This window comes from Polaromonas eurypsychrophila, from assembly GCF_014641715.1.
GTDB lineage: Bacteria > Pseudomonadota > Gammaproteobacteria > Burkholderiales > Burkholderiaceae_C > Polaromonas > Polaromonas eurypsychrophila.
This window is the reverse complement of the sequence record NZ_BMIG01000002.1, coordinates 487,137-513,622: the sequence shown is the minus strand read 5'-3', so window position 1 is coordinate 513,622 and position 26,486 is coordinate 487,137. Positions and strand designations below refer to the sequence as shown.

Below are 26,486 nucleotides of genomic sequence, written 5' to 3'. Positions count from 1 at the left end.
GTCAACGTGCCCAATCGTGCCTACGTTGACGTGCGGTTTGGTCCGCTCAAATTTGCCTTTTGCCATTTTTTCGACTCCAAATACCTTGAGGATTTACTTACGAAAATTGTTCAACATGCTTGCCACCATCTGCAGGCCAGCTCGGCAATCGCCTCAGTCCGGCCAGAGAAATGGTGCCCATTCCGGGAATCGGACCCGGGACCTCTCCCTTACCAAGGGAGTGCTCTGCCACTGAGCCAAATGGGCCAAATTCAAAAAACTGTCACTGCCAAAAATAACCAGCACTGCTGCAATGGAGCGGGAGACGGGAATCGAACCCGCGTCATTAGCTTGGAAGGCTAGGGTTCTACCATTGAACTACTCCCGCATCGGTTGTCAGGCTTTAAGGACCCGGCAACCCCGAAAAACGGTATCCAACTTGTCCAGACTACTTGCCTGACTGCGCCTGCAAAATCAATTTATCGCTGGTGGAGAGGGCTGGATTCGAACCAGCGTACTCGTTAGAGGGCAGATTTACAGTCTGCTGCCATTAACCACTCGGCCACCTCTCCTTTGGCGAACCTCAGATTATGCCATGGAAATTTGACATCCGGCAATCCCGAACAACAAGTGTTTACCAGTGAATGGGGCCGCGCCCACGGCCTTCCAGAAACCTGTTGGCGGCGCTGAAATGTCCGCAGCCGATGAAAGGCACAGGCGAGCGCAAAGCCGACAAGGGCGAGGGGTGATTGGCCTTCAGCACCAGATGGTGGGCGGCAATCAGCGCCTGCTTAGCCTGGGCATGGGCGCCCCAAAGCAGAAAAACTACAGGTTTGGGCTTCGCCGATACAGCACTGATCAACTGATCGGTCAACGCTTCCCAACCCTGTTTGGCGTGGCTGGCCGCCTGCCCTTCCTCCACCGTCAGGCTGGTGTTGAGCAGCAACACGCCCTGCCTGGCCCAGCGCTCCAGCGATCCACCGCTGTGCTGCTCGGCATCTACAGCCGGGTCCCGCGCCAGTTCCTTGAATATGTTGCGCAGGCTGGGCGGCGGCTTGACGCCGTCAGGCACCGAAAAGGCAAGCCCCTGTGCCTGCCCTGGGCCGTGGTACGGATCCTGACCCAGGATCACGACGCGCACATCGGCCAGCGGCGTCAGGGTCAAGGCCCGAAACGGCTGAGGCGGGTAGACGATGGCGCTGGCGGCCAGGCGCCGTTCGATGAAAGCACCCAGTTGCTGGCCGGACTGACTGGCCAGGAACTGGCCGACAACCGGCGCCCAGTCGACGGCCAGCGGCCAGTCGGCCGGGCTCCAGCGGGGCAGATGGCGGCCGTGACCAGTGCCTTCCGGCGCCGGTTTTGGCAGGTTTTCAAAGACCAAATCGGCCTGCACCCCTTGTGGCATAGACGCTAGAAGCTATCTAATTTGTAGCGTCTGCAAACATAGCGGCAAGCGCCATACCGGGCTCCTCGGCGCGCATGAAGGCTTCACCGACCAGAAAGGCGCTCACCCCGGCCTCGCGCAGCCGCGCCACCTCGGCCGGGGTCGTGATGCCGGACTCGGTCACCAGCAAGCGGTCGGCCGGCACATCCTTGAGCAGGGTCAGAGTGGTGTCCAGCGTCACCTCGAAGGTCTGCAGATTGCGGTTATTGATGCCCAGCAGGGACGTTTTGAGCTTGAGGGCGCGGTCCAGCTCGCTGCGGTCGTGCACTTCCACAAGCACCGCCATGTCCAGCGACATGGCCAAGGCCTCCAGCGATGTCATCTGCACGTCGTCCAGACAGGCAGCAATCAACAAGATGCAGTCGGCGCCCATGACACGCGACTCGTAGACCTGGTAGGGGTCAACGATGAAGTCCTTGCGCAACACCGGCAGGTCGCAGGACGCTCTGGCCTGTTTCAAATAGTCGATGCTGCCCTGGAAAAAGTCTTTGTCAGTCAGCACTGACAAACATGCTGCACCGTACTCGGCGTAGCTTTGGGCAATGTCGGCAGGGATGAAATCGGCTCGCAACACGCCCTTGGACGGGCTGGCTTTCTTGACCTCGGCAATCACAGCCGGCTTGCCAGCGGCGATTTTGGTGCGCAAGGCACCGGTGAAATCACGCGTCAGCACGCGCGACTCGGCGTCAAAACGCATGGCGTCCAGCGGTTTGCGCTTCATCGCCGCGGCCACTTCCTGGCGCTTGACGGCAACAATTTTGTTCAGGATGTCGGACATGGTTCAGGCGGCCAGGGCTTTGGAGGTGGAAACAAGCTGCTCCAGCTTACCTTGGGCAGCGCCGGACTCGATGGCCTGGCGGGCCAGGTTTATCCCGGTCTTCATGCTATCGGTCACATTGGCAGCATACAGCGCGGCACCAGCGTTGAGGATGACAATGTCGCGCGCTGCACCGGGCTCGTTGGCGAGCACCCCCAATAGCATGGCCATCGACTGTTCAGGCGTTTCCACCCGCAGTGCGCGGTTGCTGGCCATGGCCAGGCCGAAATCCTCGGGATGGATCTCGTACTCGGTGATTTCACCGTTTTTGAGTTCGCCCACCACCGTGGCCGCACCCAGGCTGATCTCGTCCATGCCGTCCTTGCCGTAGACCACCAGCGCATGTTCGGCGCCCAGACGTTGCAACGCGCGCACCTGGATGCCAACCAGGTCGGAGTGAAACACGCCCATCAGGATGTTGGGCGCGTCGGCCGGGTTGGTCAGCGGGCCCAGGATGTTGAAGATGGTGCGCACGCCGAGCTCCTTGCGGACGGGCGCGACGTTTTTCATGGCCGGATGGTGATTGGGCGCAAACATGAAGCCGACCCCGACTTCTTCGATGCATTTCGCAATCGCTTCAGGCGGCAAATTGATGTTGATGCCGAGCGCTTCGAGCACATCAGCACTGCCGGACTTGCTGCTGACACTGCGCCCGCCGTGTTTGCTGACCTTGGCGCCAGCCGCCGCCGCGACAAACATCGAGCAGGTCGAGATGTTGAAGGTGTGCGAGCCGTCGCCGCCGGTGCCAACGATGTCGACCAGGTGCGTCTTGTCGGCCACATGAACTTTGGTGGAAAACTCGCGCATCACCTGCGCGGCGGCGGTGATCTCGCCAATGGTTTCCTTCTTGACTCGCAGGCCGGTGATCAGCGCCGCCATCATCACGGGCGAAAGTTCGCCGCTCATGATCAGGCGCACGATCTTAAGCATCTCGTCGTGAAAAATCTCGCGGTGCTCGATGGTGCGCTGCAGCGCTTCCTGGGGGGTGATTTTGTTGGTCAGGGGCATGGTCGTGCTCTCAGTGATCGGAAGGATTGTCGGACAAGGCCAGCTTCAGGCCAAATCCAATGAACAGGACGCCGGCGGCACGGTCCAGCCAAAACATGCCGCGCTGCACGGCATGCACCCGGCGTGCGAGCCAGGCAGCCGTCAGCGCCCACCCGATGTTGACCCACAAGCCGTTGAGGTTGAACAGCAGCCCCAGCAGCAAAAACACCCCAGCCTTGTTCTCTACGCCGGGCGTGATGAACTGCGGCACAAAGGCCAGAAAAAACAGCGCCACCTTGGGATTGAGCACATTCGTCCAGAAACCCTGGAAAAATATGGCTCTCAGGCCTTTAGCCCTTACGGAACGGGCGTCAATAGCTCCTGAATCAATAGCAAATCCAGTCGACTTGCTGGTCAGCAGCCGCACGCCGACATACACCAGGTAGGCCGCGCCGGCCCACTTGAGCACGCTGAACGCCGTGCTGGACGCTGCCATCAGCGCACTGACGCCCAGCGCCGCCGCCGCAATGTGCACGAAACAGCCGGCCGTGATGCCCAGCGCCGCCACCATGCCGGCGCGGGCGCCACGGCGCAGCGCGTGCGTCACGATGTAAAGCACGTCAGGTCCCGGCGTCAGATTCAGCAGAATGCCCGCAGCAATGAACAGGCCGAGGTTCTCGACGCCGCCCATCAGCGCTGCTCCAGGAAGTTTTTCAGCATCGCGTGGCCATGTTCGGTCAGGATGGATTCCGGGTGGAACTGCACGCCCTGGACCGCCAGCGAGGTGTGGCGCACACCCATGATCTCGCCATCGTCGGTCCAGGCCGTCACCGCCAACTCCTCGGGACAGGACGATTTTTCAATCGCCAGCGAGTGGTAGCGGTTCACCGTGAACTGCGCCGGCAGGTCCGCGAAGACACCTTGCTGCGTGGTGCTGATGACGCTGGTCTTGCCGTGCATCAGTTGCTGGGCGCGGATAATTTTGCCGCCGAAGGCCGCGCCCACCGCCTGGTGACCAAGGCAGACACCGAGGATCGGCAGCTTGCCGGCAAAGTGCCGGATGGCCGGCACCGAAATACCGGCTTCTGCCGGCGAGCACGGGCCGGGCGAGACCACCAGCCGGTCCGGCGCGCGCTCAGCGATGCCTTCAAGCGTGATTTCGTCATTGCGGAAAACCTCGACCTGAGCGCCCAGCTCGCCGAAATACTGGACGATGTTGTAGGTGAAGGAGTCGTAGTTGTCGATCATCAGTAATTTCATGATGCCGCTCCTTATTCCAGGCCTTCTTCGACCAACTCGGACGCACGCAGTAATGCGCGCGCCTTGGCTTCGGTCTCTTTCCATTCCAGCTCGGCGACCGAATCGGCCACCACACCGGCGGCCGCCTGCACATACAGCATCTGGTCCTTGATCACGCCGGTGCGGATCGCAATTGCCACGTCCATATCACCCGCATAACTGAGGTAGCCGCAGGCGCCGCCGTACAAGCCGCGCTTGGTAGGCTCCAGCTGGTCGATCAGCTCCATCGCGTGCACCTTGGGCGCACCGGTCAGGGTGCCGGCCGGAAAGCTCGCCCTGAGCACGTCCATGTTGGTCATGCCTTCGAGCAGAATACCTTCGACATTGCTGACGATGTGCATCACATGGCTGTAACGCTCGACCGCAAAGGCCTCGGTCACCTTGACGGTGCCGGTTTTGGCGATGCGGCCGATGTCGTTGCGTGCCAGGTCAATCAACATCACATGTTCGGCACGCTCTTTCGGATCGTTGATCAGTTCCTGTTCGATGGCTGCATCGGCTTCCGGGGACGAAGCCCGCGGCCGCGTCCCGGCAAGTGGGCGGACGGTGATTTTTTGCCCCTCCTCCACTTTTTCCTGGCGCACCAGGATTTCCGGCGAGGCGCCGACCACGTGGAACTCCCCGAAGTGGTAGTAATACATATAAGGAGACGGATTCAGCGAACGCAGCGCCCGGTACAGCGACAGTGGCGACTCGGTGTAGCGCTTTTTGATGCGCTGGCCGACCTGCACCTGCATGAAGTCGCCGGCCTCGATCAGCCGCTTGGCGCGCTCCACGGCTGCAAGGTAATCGGCCTTGGCAAAGTCACGTTCCGCCGGGTAGCCCTGGGTCGGCTTGACCACCGGCGCGCTGACCGAGTACTTGAGTTGCTCCTTTAATTCACGCACGCGCTTTTTGGCATTCGCATAAGCCTCCGGCAAAGCCGGGTCGGCATACACGATCAGGTAGAGCTTGCCCGAGAGGTTGTCGATGACCGCCAGCTCCTCGCACTGCAGCAGCATGATGTCGGGGCAGCCCAGCGTGTCGGGTGGGCAGGATGCCTCAAGCTTTTTCTCGATGTAGCGCACCGTGTCATAGCCGAAGTAGCCGGCCAGCCCCCCACAAAAACGGGGCAGGCCGGGCCGCAGCGCCACCTTGAAACGCTTCTGGTAATCGCTGATGAAGTCGAGCGGGTTGGCTTTGGAGGTTTCAATGACCTGGCCATCGCGGACCACCTCGGTCAGCACGTCGACTCCAAAACCGCTGGCGCGCACCAGGGTACGGGCCGGCAGGCCGATGAAGCTGTAGCGGCCAAAGCGCTCGCCGCCGACCACGGACTCCAGCAAAAAGCTAAATTTTCCGCCGTCCCTGGAGTGCGCCAGTTTCAGGTAAAGCGACAGCGGGGTTTCGAGATCCGCAAAGGCTTCCGCCATCAGCGGAATGCGGTTGTAGCCTTGCAAGGCAAGGCTTTTGAATTCAAGTTCAGTGATCACGGCAGCTTCCTTCACCGGGGGCAAGCCGCATCCAGGCTTGCCGCCCATCATTCATGAGGCCCTGGACAACAGGGCCGAGATACTCCTGGCGAGCAGGAGCGTATCAAACACTTGCACAGGCCGCGTCGGCCGCTTTCCATGCGAGAGCTGTCAGGCCCGCCAGGGCCAGGCTCCCCGGTAGCCGCTACCTGTCTGAATGATGCGATGAATGAACATGGGAGCAAAGTGTAGCAAAGAGCCTGGCCAGCGAGCCGCAGCGGTTTTCGATCAGGTCCGGGAGGCCCATGCTCGCAAACCCTGTTGCCCTGGTTTTGAGCAAACTCCACAATGACTCACAAGCGAACGACCGTTCTTTTTCTGGAGACTCTCTTATGACCTTGATGAAGCAATGCATTGCTGGCATGGCCGGCCTCATGCTGGCATGGGGCGCCGTGGCAGCCACCGTCGATGTGGGGGGCGTCAAGCTGGAAGACGCGACCGACGTGCGCGGCAGCAAGCTGGTGCTCAACGGCGCGGGTGTACGTTACAAGGCCGTGTTCAAGGTCTACGCCGCCGGCCTGTATCTCGGCAAGAAAGCCTCCACGCCGGAGGAAGTGCTGGCCGCGCCCGGTGCCAAACGCATGAGCATCACCATGTTGCGCGAGATCGACTCCAATGAGCTTGGCAAACTGTTCACCCGGGGCGTACAGGACAACGCGCCGCGAACCGAGATGTCCAAGCTGGTACCCGGCCTGATCAAGATGGGTCAGATTTTTTCGGACCAGAAAAAACTCATGACCGGCGATGTATTCATGATCGACTGGGTGCCCGGCACCGGCACCGTCATCACCGTCAAGGGCGTTCCGCAGGGTGAGCCCTTCAAGGAGCCGGAATTTTTCAACGCGCTGATGCGGATCTGGCTCGGTCCGGAGCCCGCCGACTGGAAGCTCAAGGACGCGCTGCTCGGCAAGGCCGCCTGAGTCCGGCTGCCAGAGCAGTTCTCAGCAACGGGGCGCAAGCCCCGTTATCGTTTCCAGAGCGTCAGATCTATTGCCGAAAGCGAATCGACAAAACCGTCGGCGTCCACGGCGCGCACCGGCTCTCCGTGGTTGTAGCCGTAGGTCACCAGCAGCACCGGGCACCCCGCCGCTCGCGCCGCCCGCGCATCGTTGCTGGAGTCACCGATCATCAGGGTGCGTGCCGGCAAGGTACCCAGCGCTTCACAGGTCTTGAGCAGGGGCAGGGGGTCCGGCTTTTTTCGCTCGAAAGCGTCACCGCCAAACACCTGGCTGAAAAAACCGTCCAGTCCCTTGGCCCTGAGCAGCGGCAGGGCAAAGGCGGCCGGCTTGTTGGTCAGGCAGGCCAGCTTCAAGCCGCGGCCCTTCAACTGTTGCAATCCCTCCAGCACACCTGGGTAAACCTCGGCATGTTGCCCGTTGATGGCCAGGTAATGCCGCTGGAAGCTGGTCCATGCAGCGGGCCACAGACGTGCTGCATCTGCTTCCAGACTGATAGCGGCCTGCGCCCGCCCGTCATGGGCTGACGGCCTGTTTGATACGTGAACGAGAACGGACGCGATCAAATGCTCCGAACCCTTGCCCACCAGCGGTTCAACCACAGCGCGATCCACCGCAGGCAGCGACAGATCGGCCAGCATCAGGTTCAGGGCAACAACAAAATCGCCCAGGGTGTCCACCAGGGTGCCGTCGAGGTCAATGATGGCCGCATCGAACAAGACAGGGGTCAAGGTCATGGCGTCAGGAACTGGATAGTAATTTCGCTGGAACGGAAACGCCGTCACCATTCAGGCCAGGTCGGCTGGTTTGGAAGGGCGCCGCTTGTCGATGACCCTGCGCAGGCACTGCAGCAGGCGCTGCTCGTCCAGCGGCTTTTCCAGCCACTCCGAAATGCCCAGCGCCTGGTGCGCCTCATTGGCCTGGGCCTCTGCCGAAGAAACGGACAGCACCAGGATCGGCAGCTCGGCGCTGCCCGGGTCTTGTCGCAGTCCGTGGATCAGCTCCAGACCATTTTCGTAGGGCAGCTTGACATCAACGGTCATCGCCGCATAAGACGCCATCGCGAGATAAGCGCGTGCCTGGCCCGCGCTGTGGGCAATGTCTGCGTCAAACCCGCCCTTGTCCAGAATCATGCCGATCAGCCGGGCGACATCCGGATCATCCTCGCACACCAGAATCCGCGGACGCGCCACCGCGTGCAAGCCCATGGGCGCCGTCACGGGTGGGGCCTCCCGCCATTCAGGCAGGTCAAAAAAGAAGGTGGTGCCGGACTGGCTCTCGGTGGTAAAGCCAATCTTTCCGTCCATGCTTTCGACAATCGCCCTCGAAATATTCAAACCCAGCCCGGTTCCGCCTTTCTGGCGCGTATCGGACGAATCAGCCTGCGAAAATTTCTGGAAAATGCGCTTGCGAAACTCCTCGGGAATGCCCGGCCCTTGGTCGCTGATCTCAACACGCACACGCCCCTCGTCACGGCGCAACACGACCTGGACTTCGCCTCCGGCAGGGGAAAACTTGATCGCATTGGACAGCAGGTTGGTGACCACCTGGATCAGGCGGTCCGTGTCAATGACTACACGCAAGGGAACGCTGTCGCTGCGCAATACCAATTTGACCCCGTGCTGGGCCGCAAAACCCTCGTTGGCCGCCAGCGCCTGTTCCATCACAGGCAACAAGTCGGCGGGTTGAAGCTCAAAACGCATCTTGCCAGACTCGATTTTTTCGCTGTCCAGGATGTCGTTGATCAGGCGTATCAGTCGCTCGCAATTGTTCTTGGCAATCTCAACCAGGGCCTTGGCTTTTTCCGGCAGTTCTCCTGCAATACCGCCAGAGACAAGCCCGAGCGAGCCACGGATGGACGTGAGAGGCGTGCGCAACTCGTGGCTGACGGTCGAAACAAATTCACTTTTCATGCGGTCAATCCGCTTGAGTTCCGTGACATCGGTTCCCAGCGAGAAAAACCCGATGACCGTGTCTTCCTGTTCTTCCTCGCCATACCGCGGGAAGTAGTTCATCACATAATCGCGGCGCTCACCGCTGGCCGTAAGCTGTTCCCGTTCGTAGCGCACCGCATACCCCCTGAGCGTCTCGTGCACATGGCCGCCCACCTGCGCGTAAAACTCCGGCCCCAGGACCTCTTCCATGGTTTTGCCATGGATCTGTGCCGCCTTCAGGCCGAAGGCTTCCTCGTAGGCCTTGTTGTGGAACTGGAAACGCTGGTCCTTGTCAATGTAGGCGATCAGGGCGGGCACGGTGTCCGTGACCTGGCGCAGTTGCGCCTCGCTGTCACGCAGTGCCTCACTGATGCGCTTGCTCTCGGTGATGTCGCGGATGATGGCGGTGAAAAGCCGGCGCCCGCCAACGGTGACATCGCCAAAAGACACGTTGACCGGGAACTCCGTGCCGTCGCGGCGCTGCCCCCGCACCAGCGTGTCGGACTCGCGAAACCCCCGTGGCCGGCCTGCCAGCGCGCCAAAAAATGCGGTAAAACCCATCTGGTAGCGTACCGGCAGCAGCATCACCACATCCTGGCCCACCAGGTCTTCCTGGCGTTGACCAAACAGGGTCCGCGCGGCGTTGTTGGCGGTGACGATCAGGCCGTCCTGAGTCACAGTCACCACGCCTTCCGCCATGCTTTCGGTCACGGCCCGGCTCATGGCTTCACTGTCAGAGAGCTTGGCTTGTATGCGCCGGCTGACCGCCTGCGACCTGAGAATCATCCAGATCGCCCAAGCCAGAACGCTGAGCGACAGAACGCCGCCCATCAGAATCAGCGACTTGACGATTTGGGCCGTCTGCCGGGTTTCGTCCTTTGACCGCTCTACCGCCAGATTCTCCGAATTTTTGATCCGCTCCACCAGGCTGTCGATCTGATCGTGAAGCTGGCGATTTATGTCGCTGCCGACCAAGGCCGTGGCGGCGTCCAGCCCGGAGCGGCGCCGCACGGCCACCACTTCCTCCATCAACTCCACCCGCCGGGCGATCAGGCCTTGCAGCGCTCGCAGGTCTTCACGGCCTTGCGTGAGCTCCCGCGCGGTCAGGACCCCCATCAACGCTTGCTGGATCCGCACCCGCGCCAGCTGGTAGGCGGCCAAATCCTTGTCGGTGTAGGTGAGCAAATAGCGCCGCTGCAAAGACTCTGCGGTCTTGAAATCCGAAACCAGCCGCTCGAGCAAAATGACGGTTTCCTGTGTCTGCGTCTCGCGTCCTGCATCCCGGATCAGAAAATTGATGGTGGAGTACGACGTGGCAATGCTCAGGAAAATCATGAGCAGGCCGATAGCCAGCGCAAAGTTGATGGTGGTGCGAAACGGCAGCTTCATGTGGGTAGGATCGGCTACAGGTCGGCGGGTGGTGAAATCTGGAACATCATGCACGTTCGTTAGTCTGTACCCGGAAGATACACCTGTCGCCCGGACACCAGGGCTGCAGTGCGGGAGGCAGGCCGTTCATGGCCGGACCAGCGCTGGCGGCAAACCCGCATCCAGCGCCGACACTAGTTCACCCAGAGAGCTCTCAAGGTCGGCCAATAGAAGCTCCAGATCGGCGGGCGACTTGCCTTCATGGATCGCCTGCTCCAGCGCCTGCGCGTCGGCCGGCACCCGGGTGGCACCAATCTGCGCCGAGACACCGCGCAGGGAGTGGCTCAGCAGCTCCGCGGTTTTCAAATCGCCCGCTTCCAACGCCCGCCGGACCTGCGCCGGCGTGTCGCGGCGCCCGTCGCGGTAACGGCCCAGCATCGACAGGTAAAGCGGCTTCATGCCCATTGCACGCCGCAGCCCCAGCGCCAGGTCCAGCCCGGCCAGCGACGCAGGCCATGCCGGGTCGACCACGCCGGCTGACGCCGTCGTCACCGCGGCGGGACCTGCATTGGATGAAGCGGGTGCGGGCGCGGATGAATCCTGCGGCTCCAGCGCTTCCAGCATCTGACGCAAGGAGGCAGCGGTCTCCGCGCGATCGGCCTCGCTCACGCGGTCCAGGTCGATGTCCACGCGCAAGCCGGGTCGGTCACAGTGGATGGCCAGACCACTGCGGGATGACCCGGCACTCGTATGCACCGCATAGACGGGAATCGGTTCTGAAAAACCCTTGGCCATCACCGGGTCCCTTGCATCCGCGCCGATGTCGCCCTGCACCAGCGCATGGGTTTCACTGGAGATCAGGATTTCCCCGGGTTCGGCGGCCTGCTCCAGCCGTGCGGCAAGATTGACCTCGCGTCCGATAATGGTGTATTCCATTCGCAGCTCGCTGCCGAAGTTGCCAACGTCGCAAAACCCCGAGTTGATGCCAATGCGTATTTCGAAGGTCTTGTTGATACCCATTCCGCGCCAGCGCAAGCGAAGCGCATCCATGCGTTTTTGCATCGCAATCGCCATCCGGACGCACTGCAGCGCGTCCTCGCGCACGCCGAGCGATTGCGGGTCACCAAAAAAAATCACGATGGCATCGCCAATGAATTTGTCCAGCGTAGCGCCGTACTCTGCTGCAATCGCCGACATCTCCGAAAAATAGCTGTTCAGCAGCAAGGTCACCTCTTCGGGCTGCCATTTCGCAGTGGACGCGGTGAAATTCTTGATGTCGGAAAAGAATACCGTCAGCTTCTTGCGCTGCGTGCGGATTTCGGCCTGACGCGAACCTTCAAAAAGCGACTGGTAAACCTGCGGAGCCAGGTAACGCGAGAGTTGCTGGGCCAGGTCCCTGAGTCGCCGGGCATAGGCGCTGCGCTCCAGATGAAGCTTCAACCTCGCAAGCAGCACGGGCGGGCTGATGGGCTTGGTCACATAGTCGGTGGCACCGAGGTCCAACCCCCGGTGTTCTTCTTCAACACTGCCGAGGGCCGTCAGGAAAATCACCGGGATGTCGGCGGTGCGCGGGTCGCGTCCCAGCCGTTTCAACACTTCATAACCGTCCATGTCCGGCATCATCACGTCGAGCAGGATGATGTCGGGCCGCTGGCCGGCCACGGCAAGCGCCAGACCGACATCACCCGATGCCGCCAGCAGCACGTCATGGCTCTCGCTCAGCAGCGCTTCCAGCAGGTAGCGGATATCCTCGCTGTCCTCGATCACCAGGATGCGCGAGCGCTGGAGCTGTTCCGGTCTGCCTGCTTCACTCACCATTCGGCACTTCCTTTCAACAAAAGGCGCGCTTGCACATCCGCCGTCCCCGCCAGCACCCTACTTTGCCAGCGCCGCCCGCATCCCGTCGATCACCGAGCGGTAGTCCGGCTTGCCAAAAATCGCGCTGCCCGCCACAAAGGTGTCAGCCCCGGCAGCAGCAATACGTGCAATGTTCTCGAGCTTGATGCCACCATCAACTTCCAGCCGGATATCCTTGCCCGAAGCTTCAATACGCTTGCGGACAAGTTCGATCTTGCGCAGCGCCGAGTCGATGAAGCCCTGGCCGCCGAAGCCGGGATTGACACTCATGATCAGGATCAGGTCGAGGTCCTCGATCACCCAGTCCAGCACGTCCAGCGGCGCCGCCGGGTTGAACACCAGTCCTGCCTTGCACCCTTTGGCCTTGATCGCCTGTACGCTGCGGTGCACGTGACCAGAGGCGTCGGGGTGAAAACTGATCAGGTCGGCACCGGCGTCGGCAAAGGCCGCAGCCAGTGCATCGACCGGCTGCACCATCAGATGCACATCAATCGGTACGGCCGTGCCATCGGCTTTTTTGGCATGCGGTTTCAGGGCACTGCAAATCATCGGCCCGAAGGTCAGGTTGGGCACATAGTGGTTGTCCATCACGTCGAAATGGATCCAGTCCGCGCCGGCGGCAATCACGGCCTGGAGTTCTTCACCGAGCCGCCCGAAATCGGCCGACAAAATGGAGGGGGCAATCCGGTACACCGGTGGCTTGGTTTGGCTCATGGCAGGATTGTCGCACCCCGGCCCACGCCCATCGATCAGGCTGCATGGAGGCCGGTTAACATGGGCACCATTCTTTTTCATGCCATGCCGAAATACCAAATTTCCTGCGACGTCCTGCCCCATTACCTGCCCGAGCAGTCAGCGCCTGAGGAGGAGGTGTACGGCTTTGCCTATACCGTCACCATCACCAATACCGGTGAGGTCGCGGCGCAACTGATTTCGCGCCACTGGGTCATCAGCGACGCGCGCGGCCACGGCGAGGAGGTCAAGGGCTTGGGCGTGGTCGGCCACCAGCCGCTGCTCAAGCCCGGCGAGTCTTTCCAATACAGCAGCGGCTCGCGCCTGCGCACACCGACAGGCACCATGCACGGCAGTTATTTTTTTGTCGCCGAGGACGGTGAGCGCTTTGAGGCGGCGATCCCGATGTTTGTGCTCGACGCAGGCCAGGCGGCCGGCCCCGACGGAGCCGGTAGCGGCCGCGTACTGCACTGAGTCCGGGCAGCGGCATGCACAACCTGGCTCAACTGCTGGACCTGCTGGAGCCGAAGGCCGGGCTGGCCAGCCGCCATCTCTGGCTGATTGACCTGCTGGACTGGATCAGGGGCAAGGACAACAATCCCCCGGCTGCGGTCGCGCGCTTGCGGCTTTTTCTGGACGCCGCACAGGCCCGGCCAGAGTTCCAGGCCAGATTGCATCACTGGTGGCGCACACTGGTTGGCACGGTCGATGCCACCCCGCTTTTTGCCGATTTCGGGTTTGCGCCACGCGCGGCTTTCCTGAGCGAGCTCGGTGATAGGCTGCGCTACAAACTCCTGCCGGGCACGCCAGAGACCACCCATGCCACCGAATTGTTCATGCTGCTGTTTCCGACGCCGTTTGATGCCCGGTGGCTCAAGCTGATTGACGAGGACACACTGGCCCGGCTGGGCACCTTGCTCAATACCGCCGTGCCCGGTGACACCAGCGCCGATGAAGAAGCCGCGCAGGTCACGGCCAGTACTCTGATGCAAGACTGGCAGGACGTGCTGCTGGAAGCGCTGACCTATTGCACCAGCCAGGTGGCGGCCACCGGTTTTTCCCCCGAGCTGCGCCTGCGCATGAGTGCGCAGACGCTGCAGGTCCGGCCTTTCCACGGCCTGGCGGCCGACCTCGATGCCTTGCGTGCTGCCTTGCTGGCGCACGGCCGGGACAGCGGCGCGCTGCACCTGGCGCTGGACCAGTTCAAAAGCCGGCTCGAAGCCTGTCGCAGTGCGGCCTCGTCGGTGTATGCGCACCTTGACGAACACGGCATTTCAGTCGGCCTGGTGTTTCGCCTGCGTCAGTTGCGCGAGCGCATCCTGCGCATCCGCGAACTGCTCGATTGCCTGCTGTCCGACAAACCGGCCGGTAGCGCGATGCAACTGCTGGCGCGCCTGGTGCTGCTGGCCGAGGAAAGGCGCAGCATACGCGCGCTGATTGCCACCAACTCCACCTTGCTGGCGGCCAAGGTGGCCGAGCGTGGCGCGGAAACCGGTGAGCACTACATCACCCGCGACCGCGCCGCATATATGCAAATGCTGGGCAAGGCGGCCGGTGGCGGCGCGCTGACCGCGGGCACCACCTTGCTCAAATTCATGATCGTCGGGCTGGCACTGTCCGCGTTCTGGAGCGGCTTTCTGGCCAGCGTGATGTACGCCGCCAGTTTTGTGTTGATCCAGCTGATGCATTTCACGCTGGCCACCAAACAGCCAGCCATGACGGCACCGGCCATGGCCGCCAAACTCAAGGATCTGCGTTCGGGCGAAGCGGTCAGCGAGTTTGTCGATGAGGTTACCCATCTGGTGCGCTCGCAGGTGGCGGCGGTCCTTGGCAACGTGCTGATGGTGGTGCCGGTCGTGCTGCTGATCAGCACCGCCCTCCAGTTCAGTCTGGGCCGCCCGATGATCGATGCGAAGGAAGCCGCGCATGTGCTGCAGACGTTGAGCTTGCTGGGCCCCACACTGCTGTGGGCTGCGTTCACCGGTGCCGTGCTGTTTGCCGCCAGCATCATCGGCGGCTGGGTGGAGAACTGGTTTGTGCTGTACCGCCTGGCGTCAGCGATGCGTTACAACCCGCGCATCACGCGCGCGCTGGGCGTGGAACGCGCGCGACGCTGGGCCAGCTTCATGCGCGAGAACATCTCGGGCTTCACCTCCAACGTTGCGCTGGGTTTCATGCTGGGACTGATTCCGCCGATAACCGGGTTTTTTGGACTGGAGCTTGAGGTACGCCACGTCACGCTGTCGGCGGGGCAACTGGCCGCAGCCGCTGCGGCGCTGGGCTGGGACGTGCTTCGCCAGCCGGCACTGTGGTGGTGTGTGGCGGCCATCCCGCTGATAGGCGCACTCAACCTCGGGGTAAGTTTTTACCTGGCTTTCCGGCTGGCATTGCAAGCGCACAATGTCAGCGGCGTGGACCGCGCCCGCATCCGCGCAGCCATCTGGACGCGCTGGCGCACGCACCCCAAAAACTTTTTTATTCCGGATTGATATCAGGCGATTCGTCAATCCCCTGCGCCTTGATCCACGCGCTTGTCCTACAAGCGAATTCTGCTGATCGTTGTAAATTTGAGTAAGCCCATCCCCGCGGGTTTTCTTACGCCGTATTGCCGGCCTGTCCCATCGAACACTCCGTCCCCGTTTTCGGCGACGGACTTGCATCCACCCCATCAATCATCAGCGGAGACCCACCCATGAACGAAGTCATGGCCATCTGGGCCGAATGGATCAAGCCCTCTGCGGGTTTGCCCACTGTTCAGTGGTCCATCTTGCTGGCGTTGGCAGCCCTGACCGGTCACTTGGTGCAGCGGTTTGCCGGCATCCCGAAGGTCGTCGGTTATTCAGTGGTGGGCGGCTTTGCGGGCCTGGCGGGGTTTACTGGCGCGGTCTGGCCATTGCAGGGTATCGGGCTGTTCCTGCTCGAACTCGGCGTGGCGGTCGTGCTGTTTGAAGCCGGGGGCCGCATCCCCTTGCGCTGGTTCCGTCACAACCCGATGGTGTTGGTACAAAGCCTGGCTGAGTCGACTTTGACCTTTTTTATGGTTTATTGGTCGCTGACTTTTTTCGGCATGCGCGAAGTGGTCGCCGAGCCGCTGGCGCTGCTAGCCATGGCCGCGTCGCCGGCCGTGCTCTCGCGCGTGGTCATGGACACCCGAGCCTCGGGCCCGGTGACCGAGCGGGCCATGGTGCTGTCCACCCTGAGCACGCTGTACGCGTTGACGCTTTGCAGCGCCAGGGCCGGCATGATGGGCCGCGGCGAGCAGAGCCTGACCGACACCTTGTACCCGGTGGCCGTGGTGCTGGGTTTGTCGGTGGCAGTGGGCGCGGGCCTGGCGCTGGCGCTGCGTTCGGCATTGCGCGTGATGAGCCCGACCAGCGAGAACACCGCCATCTTGCTGCTGGCCGTGATCGCCGCCGGCGCCGCGCTGGCCGCGCATTTTGGCGGCTCGGCACCGCTGGCTGCGTTGCTGGGCGGCATGCTGCTCAAGCAACTCAATCCGCGGCCCTGGTCCTGGCCACGCCAGATGGGCACCGCCTCGGCCATGCTGACCATGCTGATGTTTGTGCTGGTGTCCGTGGTGGCTGCGCAGGCCGACTGGAGCGGCCCGGTCGCAGGCATGGTGCTGGCGCTGGTCGCGGCAAGGGCTCTGGCCAAAATCATGGGCGTGGCGCTCGGCAATGTAGGCAGCGGCGCGAGCTGGAAACAAGCCCTGTGGGTCGGCTGCGCGATGTCGCCGATGTCGTCAGTCGCGCTGCTGCTGGTGTCGCAGTTTGTGGCTGCCTCGGCCTCGCTCGGTCCGCGCATTGCCAGCATTGCGCTGCCGGCGATTTTGCTGATGGAAGTGCTGGGCGCCATTTTGGCCACCTTTGCCATCTACCGCGCCGGTGAAAGCTCCAAACCCTGGAGCCCCCGGCCCTTCAACACCTCATCCGCAGGAGACCTCCGTGACTAAGCACACTGCGCCGCCGCTGGCGCCAGGCGGGCTGGAGCCATTTCAGAAGTCGGCGGCGCTGTCACTGGGCGTCGAGCTCGAACTGCAACTCGTCAACACCCACGACTACGACCTGGCCCCTTATGCCGAAGACATGCTTCGCCTGATGGACAAGGTTCCGTTGCCTGGCAGCGTCGTGCCGGAAATGACATCGAGCATGATCGAGATTTCCACCGGTGTCTGCCAGTCCTCGTCCGAAGTGCTGGGCCAGCTCACGCAGATTCGCGACGCGCTGGTCAAAAGTGCCGACAAGCTGAACATCGCCGTGGTCGGCGGTGGCACCCACCCCTTCCAGCAGTGGCATGAGCGCCGCATTTACGACAAGCCACGCTTTCGCGAGCTGTCCGAGCTCTACGGCTACCTGTCAAAGCAGTTCACGATTTTTGGCCAGCATGTGCATGTGGGCTGCCCTGATGCCGATACGGCGCTGCTGACCCTGCACCGCATGTCGCGCTATATTCCGCACTTCATCGCACTGTCGGCCTCCAGCCCTTATGTGCAAGGGCAGGACACGGCCTTTGACTCCGCACGGCTGAACTCGGTTTTCGCCTTTCCGCTGTCGGGCCGCGCCCCGCTGGCCCTGACCTGGGACGACTTCACGGTGTACTTCGAGAAGATGACGCGCACCGGTGTGGTCCGCAGCATGAAGGACTTCTACTGGGACATCCGGCCCAAGCCGGAGTTCGGCACCATCGAGATCCGCGTTTTCGACACACCGCTGACGGTGGGCCGCGCCGCTGCGCTATCGGGGTATGTGCAATCACTTGCCTCCTGGTTCATGAACGACCAGCCCTTCATGCCGACCGAGGACGATTACCTGGTCTATACCTACAACCGCTTCCAGGCATGTCGCTTCGGACTGGAGGCGGTCTACGTGGACCCGGCCACCGGCGAGCACATGGCGCTGCGCGACCACATCCTGATGACCATGGACAAACTCGGCCCGCATGCCGGACCGCTGGGCGCCAGCAGCGGCATCCACCTGCTGCGCAGCAGCGTCGAGCTGTCGAACAATGATGCGCGCTGGTTGCGCGAGTTGCAGGGCAAGGAAAAGCTGCTGGCTGAAGTGATTCGGCAAGCGGCGCTGAAGTTTCGGGGATTACCGGTTTGACGGTGACAACCTCACGCTGCGCCAGAGGTCTGTGTTGAACAGTAGTTTCAACTCCCCACTCCCACCCCTAACCCCTCCCTCGCCCCGCTGGGCGATGGAGGGGGACTTCATTTGGCCGCGTGCGCTGCGCTCGCGTGCAAACATGACTGCCGCTTGGGATTCCCGTCGAAGAAGCGCTACGCGCTTCTTCGACTCCGGATTGACTTCGGTATTGATCTTTTACCCACCCGTCGGGCTGGGCCGAGGAGCGGAGCCGAAAACGGATCAGGGCGAGCGATTGTCTGAGCGAAGCGAGTTCGAGCTCGACCCCGTTTTCGGCGAGCACCGCAGGTTGCCCGTAGCGAAGCGCAGGGACCCGGACCATCGGGTCGCCTTTTCTTTGCTTACTTTCTCTTGGCGAAGCAAAAGAAAGTTACTTGCCGCCGGCCAACCCCCGGCCTACAGGCAAACACAAACCAGAACAAGCTGAAGTAGCCAACAAACATGGATCCCGGATCAAGTCCGGGATAACAATTCCAGCGACGGCACCACTGAGCCGTTATGCTCCCCCCATGGGTGAATTCGACCTGATCGCGCGTTACTTCCAGCGCCCCACCAGCCGCGCCGTGCTCGGCATCGGCGACGACTGCGCGCTGCTGCAGCCGGCCACCGGCATGCAATTGGCCATCTCCAGCGACATGCTGGTCGAGGGCCGGCATTTTTTCGCTGATGTTGATCCCTCCACGCTGGGCCACAAGGCGCTGGCCGTCAACCTCAGTGACCTGGCCGCCTGTGGTGCGCAGCCGTTGGCCTTCACACTGGCACTGGCGCTGCCGCGCGCCGATGAAGCCTGGCTCGCCGCCTTTTCGCGCGGGCTGTTTGCGCTGGCCGATGAACACGGCTGCGAACTGGTCGGCGGCGACACCACGCAGGGGCCGCTCAACATCTGCATCACGGTGTTTGGCGAGGTACCGCATGGCCAGGCGTTGCTGCGCTCGGGCGCGCGCGCTGGCGACGATGTGTATGTCAGCGGCACGCTGGGCGACGCCCGGCTGGCGTTGGAGGCATTGCGCGGCAACATCACACTGCCGCCCGGCTGGATGGCCGCCGCGCGCATCCGCCTGGAGCAGCCGTCGCCGCGTGTGGCGCTGGGCATGGCGCTGCGCGGCGTTGCCAGTGCGGCCATTGACATCAGCGATGGTTTGATCGGCGACCTGGGGCACATTCTCCGGGCCGCGCAGGTGGGTGCGCGCATTGACACCGCCATCGCTGTTGATTTGCTGGCAGGGGATGTGGATGGACGCGTGGCGCAAGGTGTTTTTCACCACGAAGCGCGGCTGGCCTGCGTGCTGGCCGGCGGCGACGACTACGAACTCGCCTTCACCGCGCCGGTGTCAGCGCGCGCCGCAGTGGAAGCAGCCGCGCTGGAGGCGCGCACACCAGTCACTTGCATCGGCAATATCGAAAGCGCGCCCGGCCTGCGCCTGATGGACGCCGCCGGCCAGCGGGTCAGCGGCAACTTCGCCTCTTTCGATCACTTCGCCTGAGCGCGTGCACCGGCTTTGCCGAGCACTGCAACCATTACCTCGACAAAACTGCTGGCGGCTGCCGACAGGGACCGGCCACGTTTGGTCACCACCGAAATGTCGCGCGACACGCGCGGTTGCGACAGGGTCTTGATCACCATGCCAGGCTCGGCGCCATGGATGGCGAACGCCGAGGGCATGATGGAGGCGCCCATTCCGCTGGCCGTCATCCACAGCGCAGTGGACAGGAAGGACACCTCGTTGACCACGTTCAGCGAGACGCCCGCGCCAGCGGCGGTGGCGTCGATCATCGGGCGGATACCGTAGCCGGGGCGCACCGTGATCACAGGATGTCCCGCCAGGTCGGCCCAGCGCACCACTCTTTGTCCGGCAAGCACATGGTCGGGCCGGCAGACCAGGCTCAATTGGTCATGCACCAGCGTCCGGATATCCGCATCGGCCAGCATTTTCTCCGGCGTGCCAATACCGAAATCCACATGCTCCCCGATCACCCGTGACATGAACTGGTCCGGGGCGCAGTCGTCCACCACCACACGTATCTCCGGATGCAGGGCTGCGAACCGGCGGATCACCGGCGGCATCATAAAGACGGCCAGTGTCGGAGTCACAGCCACACAAACGCGCCCGCGCCGCAGGCCGCTCAGATCGCGAAAGCTGCTGCCCAGGGACTCGACATCGCGCAGGATGCGTTCGGCCACCACCAGCGCCTCCCTGGCAGCCTGGGTCGGCTGCAGCGAGCGCGTGGTGCGGTCGAACAGACGCACGCCCAGGGCCTGCTCCATCTGGCGGATCAGCACGCTGATGGCCGACTGGGTGACGAACAGCTGCTCGGCTGCCGCACTGAGTTTGCCCAGCTGGTAGACGGCGACAAAAGCACGCAGTTGTCGCAAGGTTGGCATGAAGGATGTATTCATGAAACAAAATCATAAATCATTCGTAATTTATCGTTATGCGAATGAATCACGCTGCGCTCCAATGGGTGGGTCTTGACAGCAGATCCAGCCTGACATGCCCAACCTCCAGGAGACAGACATCATGAAAACTCTAGCCCGCAGCCTGCTGGCACTGACCGCCGGCCTGAGCGTCCTGGCCGGCGCCGCCCAGTCACAAACCGCCGACTACCCGAACAAACCCATTCGCATGGTCGTGACCTTCCCGCCCGGCGGCAGCACCGATGTGGTGGTGCGCATGCTGGTGCCACGACTCAACGAAAAACTCGGCCAGCAGGTGGTGGTGGACAACCGGCCCGGCGCCGGCGGGAACATCGGCCTGACGGCGGTGGCGCGGGCGCCCGCCGATGGCTACACCCTGGGCGTCGGCGCGGCAGGCGGCCTTTCGGCCAATATCAGCCTGTACGCCCAGATGCCTTTCGACCCGGTCAAGGATTTCCGTCCGGTAACCATGCTGGCCGCGATTCCCTTTGTGCTGATCGGCCACCCTTCCGTGACCGCCAAAACCCAGCGCGATCTGATCACGCTGGCGAAGGCGACCCCCGGCAAGCTTTCCATCGGCCACGGCGGCAACGGCACGGCCATGCACCTGTCGGCCCAACTGTTCGGCCAGATGTCAGGCACCCAGTTTGTGGAAGTCCCCTATCGCGGCTCCGGCCCGGCCGCCCTCGACGTGCTGGCAGGCCAGGTTCCACTGGCCATCGTTGACCTGCCGTCGGCCCTGCAACACATCAAGGCCGGCAAGCTGATCGCTTATGCGGTGACCAGCCCGCAACGCCTGCCGACGCTGCCTGATGTGCCGACGGTGTCCGAAAGCGGGCTCACCGGTTATGACTCCACCGGCTGGTTTGGCGTGGTGGCGCCGGCCGGTACACCTGCGCCGGTGATTGCCCGCCTGAATGCGGAGATCACGGCGGCGCTTCACGACAACGAAATCAAGGCGAGTATGCGCAACCTCGGCGTCGAGCCGGCGCCGGGCACGGCCGCCGACTTTGAAGCCTACATCAAGTCCGAAACCGTGAAGTGGGCCAGGGTCATCAAAATCTCAGGCACCAAGCTGGACTGAGCATGAAACTGCCTGAAGACCTCAACACCGATGTGCTGATCGTCGGCGCCGGCCCGGTGGGCCTGACCTTGGCCATGGACCTGGCCTCGCGCGGCATCTCTGTGGTGATCGCCGAGATCCGGCCGTATGCCGAACCGCCGAATGTCAAATGCAACCATGTGGCCGCGCGCACCATGGAGCAGTTTCGCCGGCTCGGCGTGGCGCACAAGCTGCGCGACGCCGGCCTGCCGGCGGATTACCCGAACGACGTGGTGTTCCGCACCAGTGTGACCGGCATCGAGCTCACGCGCATTCCTATTCCGTGCCGGCAGGACCGTTACAGCGATACCGCCGGACCGGACGGCTGGTGGCCCACGCCGGAGCCGCCGCACCGCATCAACCAGATTTACCTCGAGCCCATCCTGCTGGAGCACACTGCCGCGCTGCCGCAAGTGACGCTGCTCAACCGCACCCAGGTCGCCAGCTTCACCCAGGATGCGGCCGGCGTTACCGCGCTGGCGACCGACCTGGACAGCGGCACTTCACGCCGCATCCGCTGCCGCTACATGGTCGGCTGCGACGGCGGCAGCTCGTCGGTGCGCAAGCAGATGGGCGCCAAGCTAGAAGGCACGGCCGTGATCCAGCGCGTGCAGTCCACTTACATCCGCGCGCCGCAACTCGCGGCCATGATCCCCGGCAAGCCGGCTTGGTCCTGTTACGCGATGAACCCGCGCCGCTGCGGCACCATGTTTGCGATCGACGGCCGGGAAACCTGGCTAGTGCACAACCACCTCAATGCGGACGAGCCCGAGTTCGATTCGGTGGACCGCGACCAGTCCATCCGCGACATCCTCGGCGTCGATGCGGATTTCCGCTATGACATCCTGAGCAAGGAAGACTGGGTCGGCCGCCGGCTGGTGGCGGACCGCTTCCGCGACCGCCATGTTTTCCTGGCGGGCGATGCCGCACATCTGTGGGTGCCCTACGCCGGTTATGGCATGAACGCCGGGATTGCCGACGCCATCAACCTGTCCTGGCTGCTCGCCGCGCGCCTGCAGGGCTGGGGCGAGGAAGCCATGCTGGACGCCTACGAGGTGGAGCGCCAGCCGATCACCGCCCAGGTGTCGCAGTTTGCGATGGACCATGCCCAGAAAATGATCAAGGCCAGGCGCGCTGTTCCGGCCAACATCGAGGCGCCCGGTACAGAAGGCGAGGCCGTGCGGGCCGGCATCGGCCAGGAAGCCTACGAGCTTAATGTCCAGCAGTTCTGCTGCGCCGGGCTGAACTTCGGCTACTTCTACAGCAACTCCCCGATCCTGACCGACGACGGTGAGGCGCCGCCCGCCTATTCCATGGGCAGCTTCACGCCGTCCACGGTGCCGGGTTGCCGCGCGCCGCATTTCTGGCTGCCGGACGGGCGTTCGCTGTACGACGCCTTCGGGTCGGGCTACACCCTGCTGCGCTTTGACGGGGCCGTCGATGTCACGGCACTGGAGCTGGCTGCCCAAGCTCGCAAGCTGCCGCTCACGCTACTCGATGTTGATGCCCAGGACCTTCCCGAGGCCTACCGGCATGCCCTGGTGCTGTGCCGTGCGGACCAGCACGTTGTCTGGCGTGGTGACCGGATCCCCGCCGATCCGGCCGCACTGGTCGACCTGTTGCGCGGGGCGGGACGCGAGGCCATGCGCCAAACCACCTGATCCACACGCCGAAAATCTCGCAAGGAGGCGTCTCAGGCCCCGCGGGGGAGCTGCAGCCGCTTTGCCGGGCAGCGCAGGGCCTGCAGCCCGCACCGGAAGGCCTGGCCCAGCTGGCGCCAGAAATGGCTGATCGCCTGCCGGCGCAAGGCCGCGGCCTGGTACTTCGCTGCATCGTGCAGGCGCTGGTAGCTGTCGTGGTGGAGATCGCTGTACATGGCGGGTCCTTTCGTTGCTGTGCAGGCCACTGTAGGCAAGGCCTGTCCCGCGGGAAACAGCGCTGGACGCAATTGGGTTTTGCATTTGCTGCAAAGGCAGGAACGTTCGCGGCTGGTTACCATCAGGCCATGCGCGACCTCAGCTTCGACGACATGCCCCTGTTTGCCCGCGTGGCCGAGCTTGGCACCCTATCGGCCGTGGCGCGCGAGCGCGATGTTCCGGTAAGCCATGTCTCGCGCGCGCTGCTGCGCATCGAAAAAGCCTGCGGCACCCGGCTGATCCACCGCTCCACCCATGGCCTGGCAACAACCGCCGAAGGCCAGACTTTTTTGCAGTACTGCCGGCGCCTGACCGGCACGCTGGACGAACTGGAGGGCGAGTTTGCCAGCCAATCGCGCCAGGCCGGCGGCTGGGTGCGCGTTGCGGCCAGCACGGTGGTGGCCGAGTACCTGCTGATCCCGAGTTTCGAGAGCCTGCACGCGCAGCACCCGAGGCTTTGCGTGGAACTGCAGGTCGAGGACAGGCTGGTGGACATGGCGCACGACGACATCGACATCGCCATCCGCACCGGCGCGCCGCCGAGCGACACGGTGGTGGCGCGGCAACTCGGCACGCTGGGCCGCAGGCTGTACGCCACGCCCGGCTACCTGCAGGCCCACGGCATACCCCGGCATCCGGACGAGCTGCACCAGCACCGCCTGATTACCAACAGCGCGGTGACCATGCTCAACCGCTGGCCTTTCATCGTCAAGGGCGAGCCCAACATAGTGCTGGCGGAGGGGCAGTGGCGTTCCGGCAGCACCGGCATCACTGCGCAGATGGCGCTGCATGGCTTAGGCATTTCGCGTTTTGCCACCTTGGTGGCCGAGCCCCTGGTGCGGCAAGGGCGGCTGGTGCCGGTGCTGCCCGACTTTGTCGACGAGCAGCCCAGCCCGATTTACGCGGTCACGCTGACAAGCCGGCACCGCCTGCCCAAGATCAGGGCCTGCATCGACCACTGGGCCGCTTGGTTTGCCCAGGCCGAAGGCGTTCAGCCCGTGGTGCAGGTATAACCCCCTGATGCAAGCCACCGCGTCCAGCGCACCGTGCCCCGAAGTCCAGCGCCTGCTGGCGAGTGCCAACCGCCTCGAAACCTCCTGCGGCGACGGCCATATGGTCTGGCACCGCTGGTCGCCTGCCATGGCGAGGAAACACCCGCCCGTGGTACTGCTGCACGGCGGCAGCGGCAGCTGGACCCACTGGTTGCTGAACATCGATTCCCTGCTTCGCAGCGGGCGCGAGGTGCTGGCCGCCGACCTGCCGGGGTTCGGTGATTCGGCACTGCCGCCGCAGGGCCGCGACGCCGACGCGCTGCCAGAACCGGTCGAGGCCGGCCTGCGTGTGTTGCTCGGCGAAGGCGCCTGCGACATGGTGGCTTTTTCCTTCGGCGGTATGGTCGCCGGTTTGCTGGCCGCGCAGTTTCCGGCGCGCGCTGCGCGCCTGGTGCTGGTCGCCTCGCCCGGGCTGGGCATCGCGTCGCGCAACACCATCACGCTCACGGCATGGCGGCACCTGTCCGACCCGGCCGAACGCGAGGCCGTGCACCGCAGCAACCTGGCGGCACTGATGCTGCACCGGCCTGAAGCCATCACCGCGCTGGCACTGCGCCTGCATACCGACAACACGCTGCTCGACCGCATGAAAGGCCGGCGGCTGGCCTACACCGACATCCTGGCGCGCGCGCTGGCCAGCGTGTCCTGCCCGGTGCATGCGATTTACGGCCGCGAAGATGCGCTCTACCGCCAGCGGCTGGAGGCGCTGGCGCCGGCGCTGCAGGCCGCGCCGGATTTTCGCGGCATGCACTGGGTCGAGGGCGCCGGCCACTGGGTGCAGTTCGAGCAGGCCGAAGCCTTTGACGCGCTGCTGCTCGCCTTGCTGGATGAACCGCCACGACTCTGATTTACTATCAAAAACATAGCTACTTGCGCTTATCCTCTATGGGCTAGAGCCCGATTTTTCTTCAACACTGATGACACCGATGAACCCTTCGCCAATGCCGTCCGGCAAGCCCACCGCCGCGCCGCGCCGGCCTAGCGCGCGTTTCATGCTCGGGCACCCGGCGCACCTGGTCGCGCTGGGTTTCGGCGCTGGCCTGAGTCCGGTGGCGCCTGGCACGGCGGGCACCTTGTGGGCCTGGTTGGCCTTTGTGCTGATGGCGCCGTGGTTCAGCCCGCTGCAGATGGGCTTGCTGATTGCGGCGGCGGCCCTGCTGGGCTGGTGGGCCGCTACCCTCACTGCAAAAAACATGGGCGTCGCCGATCCCGGCAGCATCGTCTGGGACGAGGTGGTCGCCTTCTGGCTGATCCTCTGGCTGATCACCCCGGCAGGGCTGTGGGGCCAACTGGTGGCTTTTGTGCTGTTTCGATTTTTCGACGCAGTGAAGTTCGGCCCGACGGCCTGGGCCGACAAACACTTCAAGGGATTTGGCTGGCGCGGCGGCTTCGGCATCATGCTCGACGACCTTGCCGCGGCCTTTTGCACCCTGCTCGTGATTGCCGCCTGGAGGTTTTGGTGAATCCACATTTGCTATCAAAAGAGGAGCTGTCTGCGCCTGATCTTCGTGGGCGACTGGCCGATTTGATGCTCAAGAAAGACTGGTTGCTGGCCACAGCTGAGAGCTGCACCGGCGGTTTGATCTCGGCCGCCTGCACCGACCTGGCCGGCTCCAGCGCCTGGTTCGAGCGCGGTTTTGTGACCTACTCCAACGAGGCCAAGCGCGAGCTGTTGGGCGTGGATGCGGCAGTGATTACCGCGCACGGCGCCGTCAGCGAAGAGGTGGTACGCGCCATGGTGCAGGGCGCGATCATGCACTCCAAAGCGCAGGTGGCGGTGGCCGTCACCGGTGTTGCCGGCCCCACCGGCGGCAGCCGCACCAAACCTGTCGGCACGGTCTGGTTCGGCTTCATGGTCGACGGCCGGCTCAGCAGCGAGGTCAAACACTTCGGCGGTGACCGCGCTGCCGTGCGTCTTGCCACCGTGCAGCATGCGCTGCAGCGGCTGGTGCAACTGCTGGGCTGAACCGGG

General features: G+C 63.3%; 24 protein-coding genes, 3 tRNA genes and 1 pseudogene. 12 read left to right on the top strand and 16 right to left on the bottom strand.

What is annotated here, in order from left to right; genetic code table 11:
- From IEX16_RS04890 to trpE, 10 genes and pseudogenes are all read right to left on the bottom strand, one after another.
- Positions 1-66, bottom strand: a pseudogene (locus IEX16_RS04890) (GTP-binding protein); the annotation flags it as partial.
- A gap of 105 nt (positions 67-171) precedes the next feature.
- Positions 172-246, bottom strand: a tRNA-Thr gene (locus tag IEX16_RS04885).
- A gap of 47 nt (positions 247-293) precedes the next feature.
- Positions 294-367: transfer RNA gene (locus IEX16_RS04880), tRNA-Gly, on the bottom strand.
- Between the two features lie 98 nt (positions 368-465).
- Positions 466-551, bottom strand: a tRNA-Tyr gene (locus tag IEX16_RS04875).
- 62 nt (positions 552-613) lie between these two features.
- Positions 614-1,384: a uracil-DNA glycosylase gene (locus IEX16_RS04870; RefSeq protein WP_188707135.1), complete on the bottom strand. Its 771-nt coding sequence runs from the start codon at positions 1,382-1,384 to the stop codon at positions 614-616.
- 16 nt (positions 1,385-1,400) lie between these two features.
- A complete protein-coding gene (gene trpC / locus IEX16_RS04865) occupies positions 1,401-2,201 on the bottom strand; it encodes an indole-3-glycerol phosphate synthase TrpC (protein WP_188707133.1) in 801 nt (266 codons plus the stop codon).
- 3 nt (positions 2,202-2,204) lie between these two features.
- The gene (trpD, locus tag IEX16_RS04860) at positions 2,205-3,248 is read right to left on the bottom strand and encodes an anthranilate phosphoribosyltransferase (protein WP_188707131.1); all 1,044 of its coding nucleotides are present in this window, start codon (positions 3,246-3,248) and stop codon (positions 2,205-2,207) included.
- Between the two features lie 10 nt (positions 3,249-3,258).
- Positions 3,259-3,918 carry a LysE family translocator gene (locus IEX16_RS04855; RefSeq protein WP_188707130.1) on the bottom strand — a complete coding sequence of 220 codons (660 nt, stop codon included), beginning with the start codon at positions 3,916-3,918 and terminating at the stop codon, positions 3,259-3,261.
- Positions 3,918-4,487 carry an aminodeoxychorismate/anthranilate synthase component II gene (locus tag IEX16_RS04850; RefSeq protein WP_188707128.1) on the bottom strand — a complete coding sequence of 190 codons (570 nt, stop codon included), beginning with the start codon at positions 4,485-4,487 and terminating at the stop codon, positions 3,918-3,920. The genes IEX16_RS04855 and IEX16_RS04850 overlap by 1 nt, the downstream gene beginning before the upstream one ends.
- A gap of 11 nt (positions 4,488-4,498) precedes the next feature.
- Positions 4,499-5,998: an anthranilate synthase component I gene (gene trpE, locus IEX16_RS04845; protein ID WP_188707126.1), complete on the bottom strand. Its 1,500-nt coding sequence runs from the start codon at positions 5,996-5,998 to the stop codon at positions 4,499-4,501.
- 371 nt (positions 5,999-6,369) lie between these two features.
- Between trpE and IEX16_RS04840 the strand changes: the two genes are divergently transcribed.
- Positions 6,370-6,957, top strand: coding sequence for a chalcone isomerase family protein (locus tag IEX16_RS04840; protein WP_188707124.1), 588 nt, complete (start codon positions 6,370-6,372; stop codon positions 6,955-6,957).
- A gap of 44 nt (positions 6,958-7,001) precedes the next feature.
- Here IEX16_RS04840 and gph read toward each other — a convergent pair whose 3' ends face one another.
- The 4 genes from gph to rpe all read right to left on the bottom strand — a co-directional run bounded on the left by gph (position 7,002) and on the right by rpe (position 12,866).
- Positions 7,002-7,730, bottom strand: a complete 729-nt coding sequence (gene gph / locus IEX16_RS04835; RefSeq protein ID WP_188707122.1) for a phosphoglycolate phosphatase — start codon at positions 7,728-7,730, stop codon at positions 7,002-7,004.
- Between the two features lie 51 nt (positions 7,731-7,781).
- Positions 7,782-10,316 (bottom strand): PAS domain S-box protein, encoded by a 2,535-nt coding sequence (locus tag IEX16_RS04830; protein ID WP_188707120.1) that lies wholly within the window; start codon positions 10,314-10,316, stop codon positions 7,782-7,784.
- A gap of 126 nt (positions 10,317-10,442) precedes the next feature.
- On the bottom strand, positions 10,443-12,113 hold the full coding sequence (locus IEX16_RS20215) for an adenylate/guanylate cyclase domain-containing protein (RefSeq protein ID WP_188707117.1): 1,671 nt from the start codon (positions 12,111-12,113) through the stop codon (positions 10,443-10,445).
- 57 nt (positions 12,114-12,170) lie between these two features.
- Positions 12,171-12,866 carry a ribulose-phosphate 3-epimerase gene (gene rpe / locus IEX16_RS04820; protein ID WP_188707116.1) on the bottom strand — a complete coding sequence of 232 codons (696 nt, stop codon included), beginning with the start codon at positions 12,864-12,866 and terminating at the stop codon, positions 12,171-12,173.
- 84 nt (positions 12,867-12,950) lie between these two features.
- Here rpe and apaG point away from each other — a divergent pair, with 84 nt between their 5' ends.
- From apaG to thiL, 5 genes are all read left to right on the top strand, one after another.
- The gene (gene apaG, locus IEX16_RS04815) at positions 12,951-13,358 is read left to right on the top strand and encodes a Co2+/Mg2+ efflux facilitator ApaG/CorD (protein WP_188707201.1); all 408 of its coding nucleotides are present in this window, start codon (positions 12,951-12,953) and stop codon (positions 13,356-13,358) included.
- 14 nt (positions 13,359-13,372) lie between these two features.
- Entirely contained in the window at positions 13,373-15,373 is a 2,001-nt protein-coding gene (gene tlpB / locus IEX16_RS04810) for a transporter-like protein TlpB (protein WP_188707114.1), read from the top strand.
- 203 nt (positions 15,374-15,576) lie between these two features.
- Entirely contained in the window at positions 15,577-16,836 is a 1,260-nt protein-coding gene (locus IEX16_RS04805) for a cation:proton antiporter (RefSeq protein ID WP_188707112.1), read from the top strand.
- Positions 16,829-17,986 carry a YbdK family carboxylate-amine ligase gene (locus tag IEX16_RS04800; protein ID WP_373288274.1) on the top strand — a complete coding sequence of 386 codons (1,158 nt, stop codon included), beginning with the start codon at positions 16,829-16,831 and terminating at the stop codon, positions 17,984-17,986. The genes IEX16_RS04805 and IEX16_RS04800 overlap by 8 nt, the downstream gene beginning before the upstream one ends.
- Before the next feature lie 551 nt (positions 17,987-18,537).
- The gene (thiL, locus tag IEX16_RS04795) at positions 18,538-19,512 is read left to right on the top strand and encodes a thiamine-phosphate kinase (RefSeq protein WP_188707110.1); all 975 of its coding nucleotides are present in this window, start codon (positions 18,538-18,540) and stop codon (positions 19,510-19,512) included.
- Here the strand turns inward: thiL and IEX16_RS04790 are convergent.
- Positions 19,500-20,426, bottom strand: a complete 927-nt coding sequence (locus IEX16_RS04790) for a LysR family transcriptional regulator (protein ID WP_188707108.1) — start codon at positions 20,424-20,426, stop codon at positions 19,500-19,502. The two genes, thiL and IEX16_RS04790, sit on opposite strands and share 13 nt — an antisense overlap.
- A 121-nt stretch (positions 20,427-20,547) precedes the next feature.
- Here IEX16_RS04790 and IEX16_RS04785 point away from each other — a divergent pair, with 121 nt between their 5' ends.
- Together IEX16_RS04785 and IEX16_RS04780 are read left to right on the top strand one after the other, a co-directional pair.
- Entirely contained in the window at positions 20,548-21,528 is a 981-nt protein-coding gene (locus IEX16_RS04785) for a Bug family tripartite tricarboxylate transporter substrate binding protein (RefSeq protein WP_188707106.1), read from the top strand.
- Positions 21,529-21,530: 2 nt separating this feature from the next.
- A complete protein-coding gene (locus IEX16_RS04780; protein WP_188707104.1) occupies positions 21,531-23,207 on the top strand; it encodes an FAD-dependent oxidoreductase in 1,677 nt (558 codons plus the stop codon).
- A gap of 32 nt (positions 23,208-23,239) precedes the next feature.
- Here IEX16_RS04780 and IEX16_RS04775 read toward each other — a convergent pair whose 3' ends face one another.
- Positions 23,240-23,422, bottom strand: a complete 183-nt coding sequence (locus tag IEX16_RS04775; protein WP_188707102.1) for a hypothetical protein — start codon at positions 23,420-23,422, stop codon at positions 23,240-23,242.
- Positions 23,423-23,551: 129 nt separating this feature from the next.
- On the opposite strand from IEX16_RS04775, the gene IEX16_RS04770 reads away from it, so the two are divergent.
- The 4 genes from IEX16_RS04770 (at position 23,552) to IEX16_RS04755 (ending at position 26,480) form a co-directional block, all read left to right on the top strand.
- A complete protein-coding gene (locus IEX16_RS04770; RefSeq protein ID WP_188707101.1) occupies positions 23,552-24,475 on the top strand; it encodes a LysR family transcriptional regulator in 924 nt (307 codons plus the stop codon).
- A 7-nt stretch (positions 24,476-24,482) separates the two neighbouring features.
- Positions 24,483-25,361: an alpha/beta fold hydrolase gene (locus IEX16_RS04765; RefSeq protein ID WP_188707099.1), complete on the top strand. Its 879-nt coding sequence runs from the start codon at positions 24,483-24,485 to the stop codon at positions 25,359-25,361.
- Positions 25,362-25,440: 79 nt separating this feature from the next.
- Positions 25,441-25,977 carry a phosphatidylglycerophosphatase A family protein gene (locus tag IEX16_RS04760; protein ID WP_188707097.1) on the top strand — a complete coding sequence of 179 codons (537 nt, stop codon included), beginning with the start codon at positions 25,441-25,443 and terminating at the stop codon, positions 25,975-25,977.
- On the top strand, positions 25,974-26,480 hold the full coding sequence (locus tag IEX16_RS04755; RefSeq protein ID WP_188707095.1) for a CinA family protein: 507 nt from the start codon (positions 25,974-25,976) through the stop codon (positions 26,478-26,480). The genes IEX16_RS04760 and IEX16_RS04755 overlap by 4 nt, the downstream gene beginning before the upstream one ends.
- Positions 26,481-26,486 lie beyond the last annotated feature (6 nt).

Coding starts and splice junctions, on each gene's coding strand:
- IEX16_RS04870 (WP_188707135.1), bottom strand. CDS start 1,384: ATGCCACAAGGGGTGCAGGCCGATTTGGTCTTTGAAAACCTGCCAAAA.
- trpC (WP_188707133.1), bottom strand. CDS start 2,201: ATGTCCGACATCCTGAACAAAATTGTTGCCGTCAAGCGCCAGGAAGTG.
- trpD (WP_188707131.1), bottom strand. CDS start 3,248: ATGCCCCTGACCAACAAAATCACCCCCCAGGAAGCGCTGCAGCGCACC.
- IEX16_RS04855 (WP_188707130.1), bottom strand. CDS start 3,918: ATGGGCGGCGTCGAGAACCTCGGCCTGTTCATTGCTGCGGGCATTCTG.
- IEX16_RS04850 (WP_188707128.1), bottom strand. CDS start 4,487: ATGAAATTACTGATGATCGACAACTACGACTCCTTCACCTACAACATC.
- IEX16_RS04840 (WP_188707124.1), top strand. CDS start 6,370: ATGACCTTGATGAAGCAATGCATTGCTGGCATGGCCGGCCTCATGCTG.
- gph (WP_188707122.1), bottom strand. CDS start 7,730: ATGACCTTGACCCCTGTCTTGTTCGATGCGGCCATCATTGACCTCGAC.
- IEX16_RS04830 (WP_188707120.1), bottom strand. CDS start 10,316: ATGAAGCTGCCGTTTCGCACCACCATCAACTTTGCGCTGGCTATCGGC.
- IEX16_RS20215 (WP_188707117.1), bottom strand. CDS start 12,113: ATGGTGAGTGAAGCAGGCAGACCGGAACAGCTCCAGCGCTCGCGCATC.
- rpe (WP_188707116.1), bottom strand. CDS start 12,866: ATGAGCCAAACCAAGCCACCGGTGTACCGGATTGCCCCCTCCATTTTG.
- apaG (WP_188707201.1), top strand. CDS start 12,951: ATGCCGAAATACCAAATTTCCTGCGACGTCCTGCCCCATTACCTGCCC.
- tlpB (WP_188707114.1), top strand. CDS start 13,373: ATGCACAACCTGGCTCAACTGCTGGACCTGCTGGAGCCGAAGGCCGGG.
- IEX16_RS04805 (WP_188707112.1), top strand. CDS start 15,577: ATGAACGAAGTCATGGCCATCTGGGCCGAATGGATCAAGCCCTCTGCG.
- thiL (WP_188707110.1), top strand. CDS start 18,538: ATGGGTGAATTCGACCTGATCGCGCGTTACTTCCAGCGCCCCACCAGC.
- IEX16_RS04790 (WP_188707108.1), bottom strand. CDS start 20,426: ATGAATACATCCTTCATGCCAACCTTGCGACAACTGCGTGCTTTTGTC.
- IEX16_RS04785 (WP_188707106.1), top strand. CDS start 20,548: ATGAAAACTCTAGCCCGCAGCCTGCTGGCACTGACCGCCGGCCTGAGC.
- IEX16_RS04780 (WP_188707104.1), top strand. CDS start 21,531: ATGAAACTGCCTGAAGACCTCAACACCGATGTGCTGATCGTCGGCGCC.
- IEX16_RS04775 (WP_188707102.1), bottom strand. CDS start 23,422: ATGTACAGCGATCTCCACCACGACAGCTACCAGCGCCTGCACGATGCA.
- IEX16_RS04770 (WP_188707101.1), top strand. CDS start 23,552: ATGCGCGACCTCAGCTTCGACGACATGCCCCTGTTTGCCCGCGTGGCC.
- IEX16_RS04765 (WP_188707099.1), top strand. CDS start 24,483: ATGCAAGCCACCGCGTCCAGCGCACCGTGCCCCGAAGTCCAGCGCCTG.
- IEX16_RS04760 (WP_188707097.1), top strand. CDS start 25,441: ATGAACCCTTCGCCAATGCCGTCCGGCAAGCCCACCGCCGCGCCGCGC.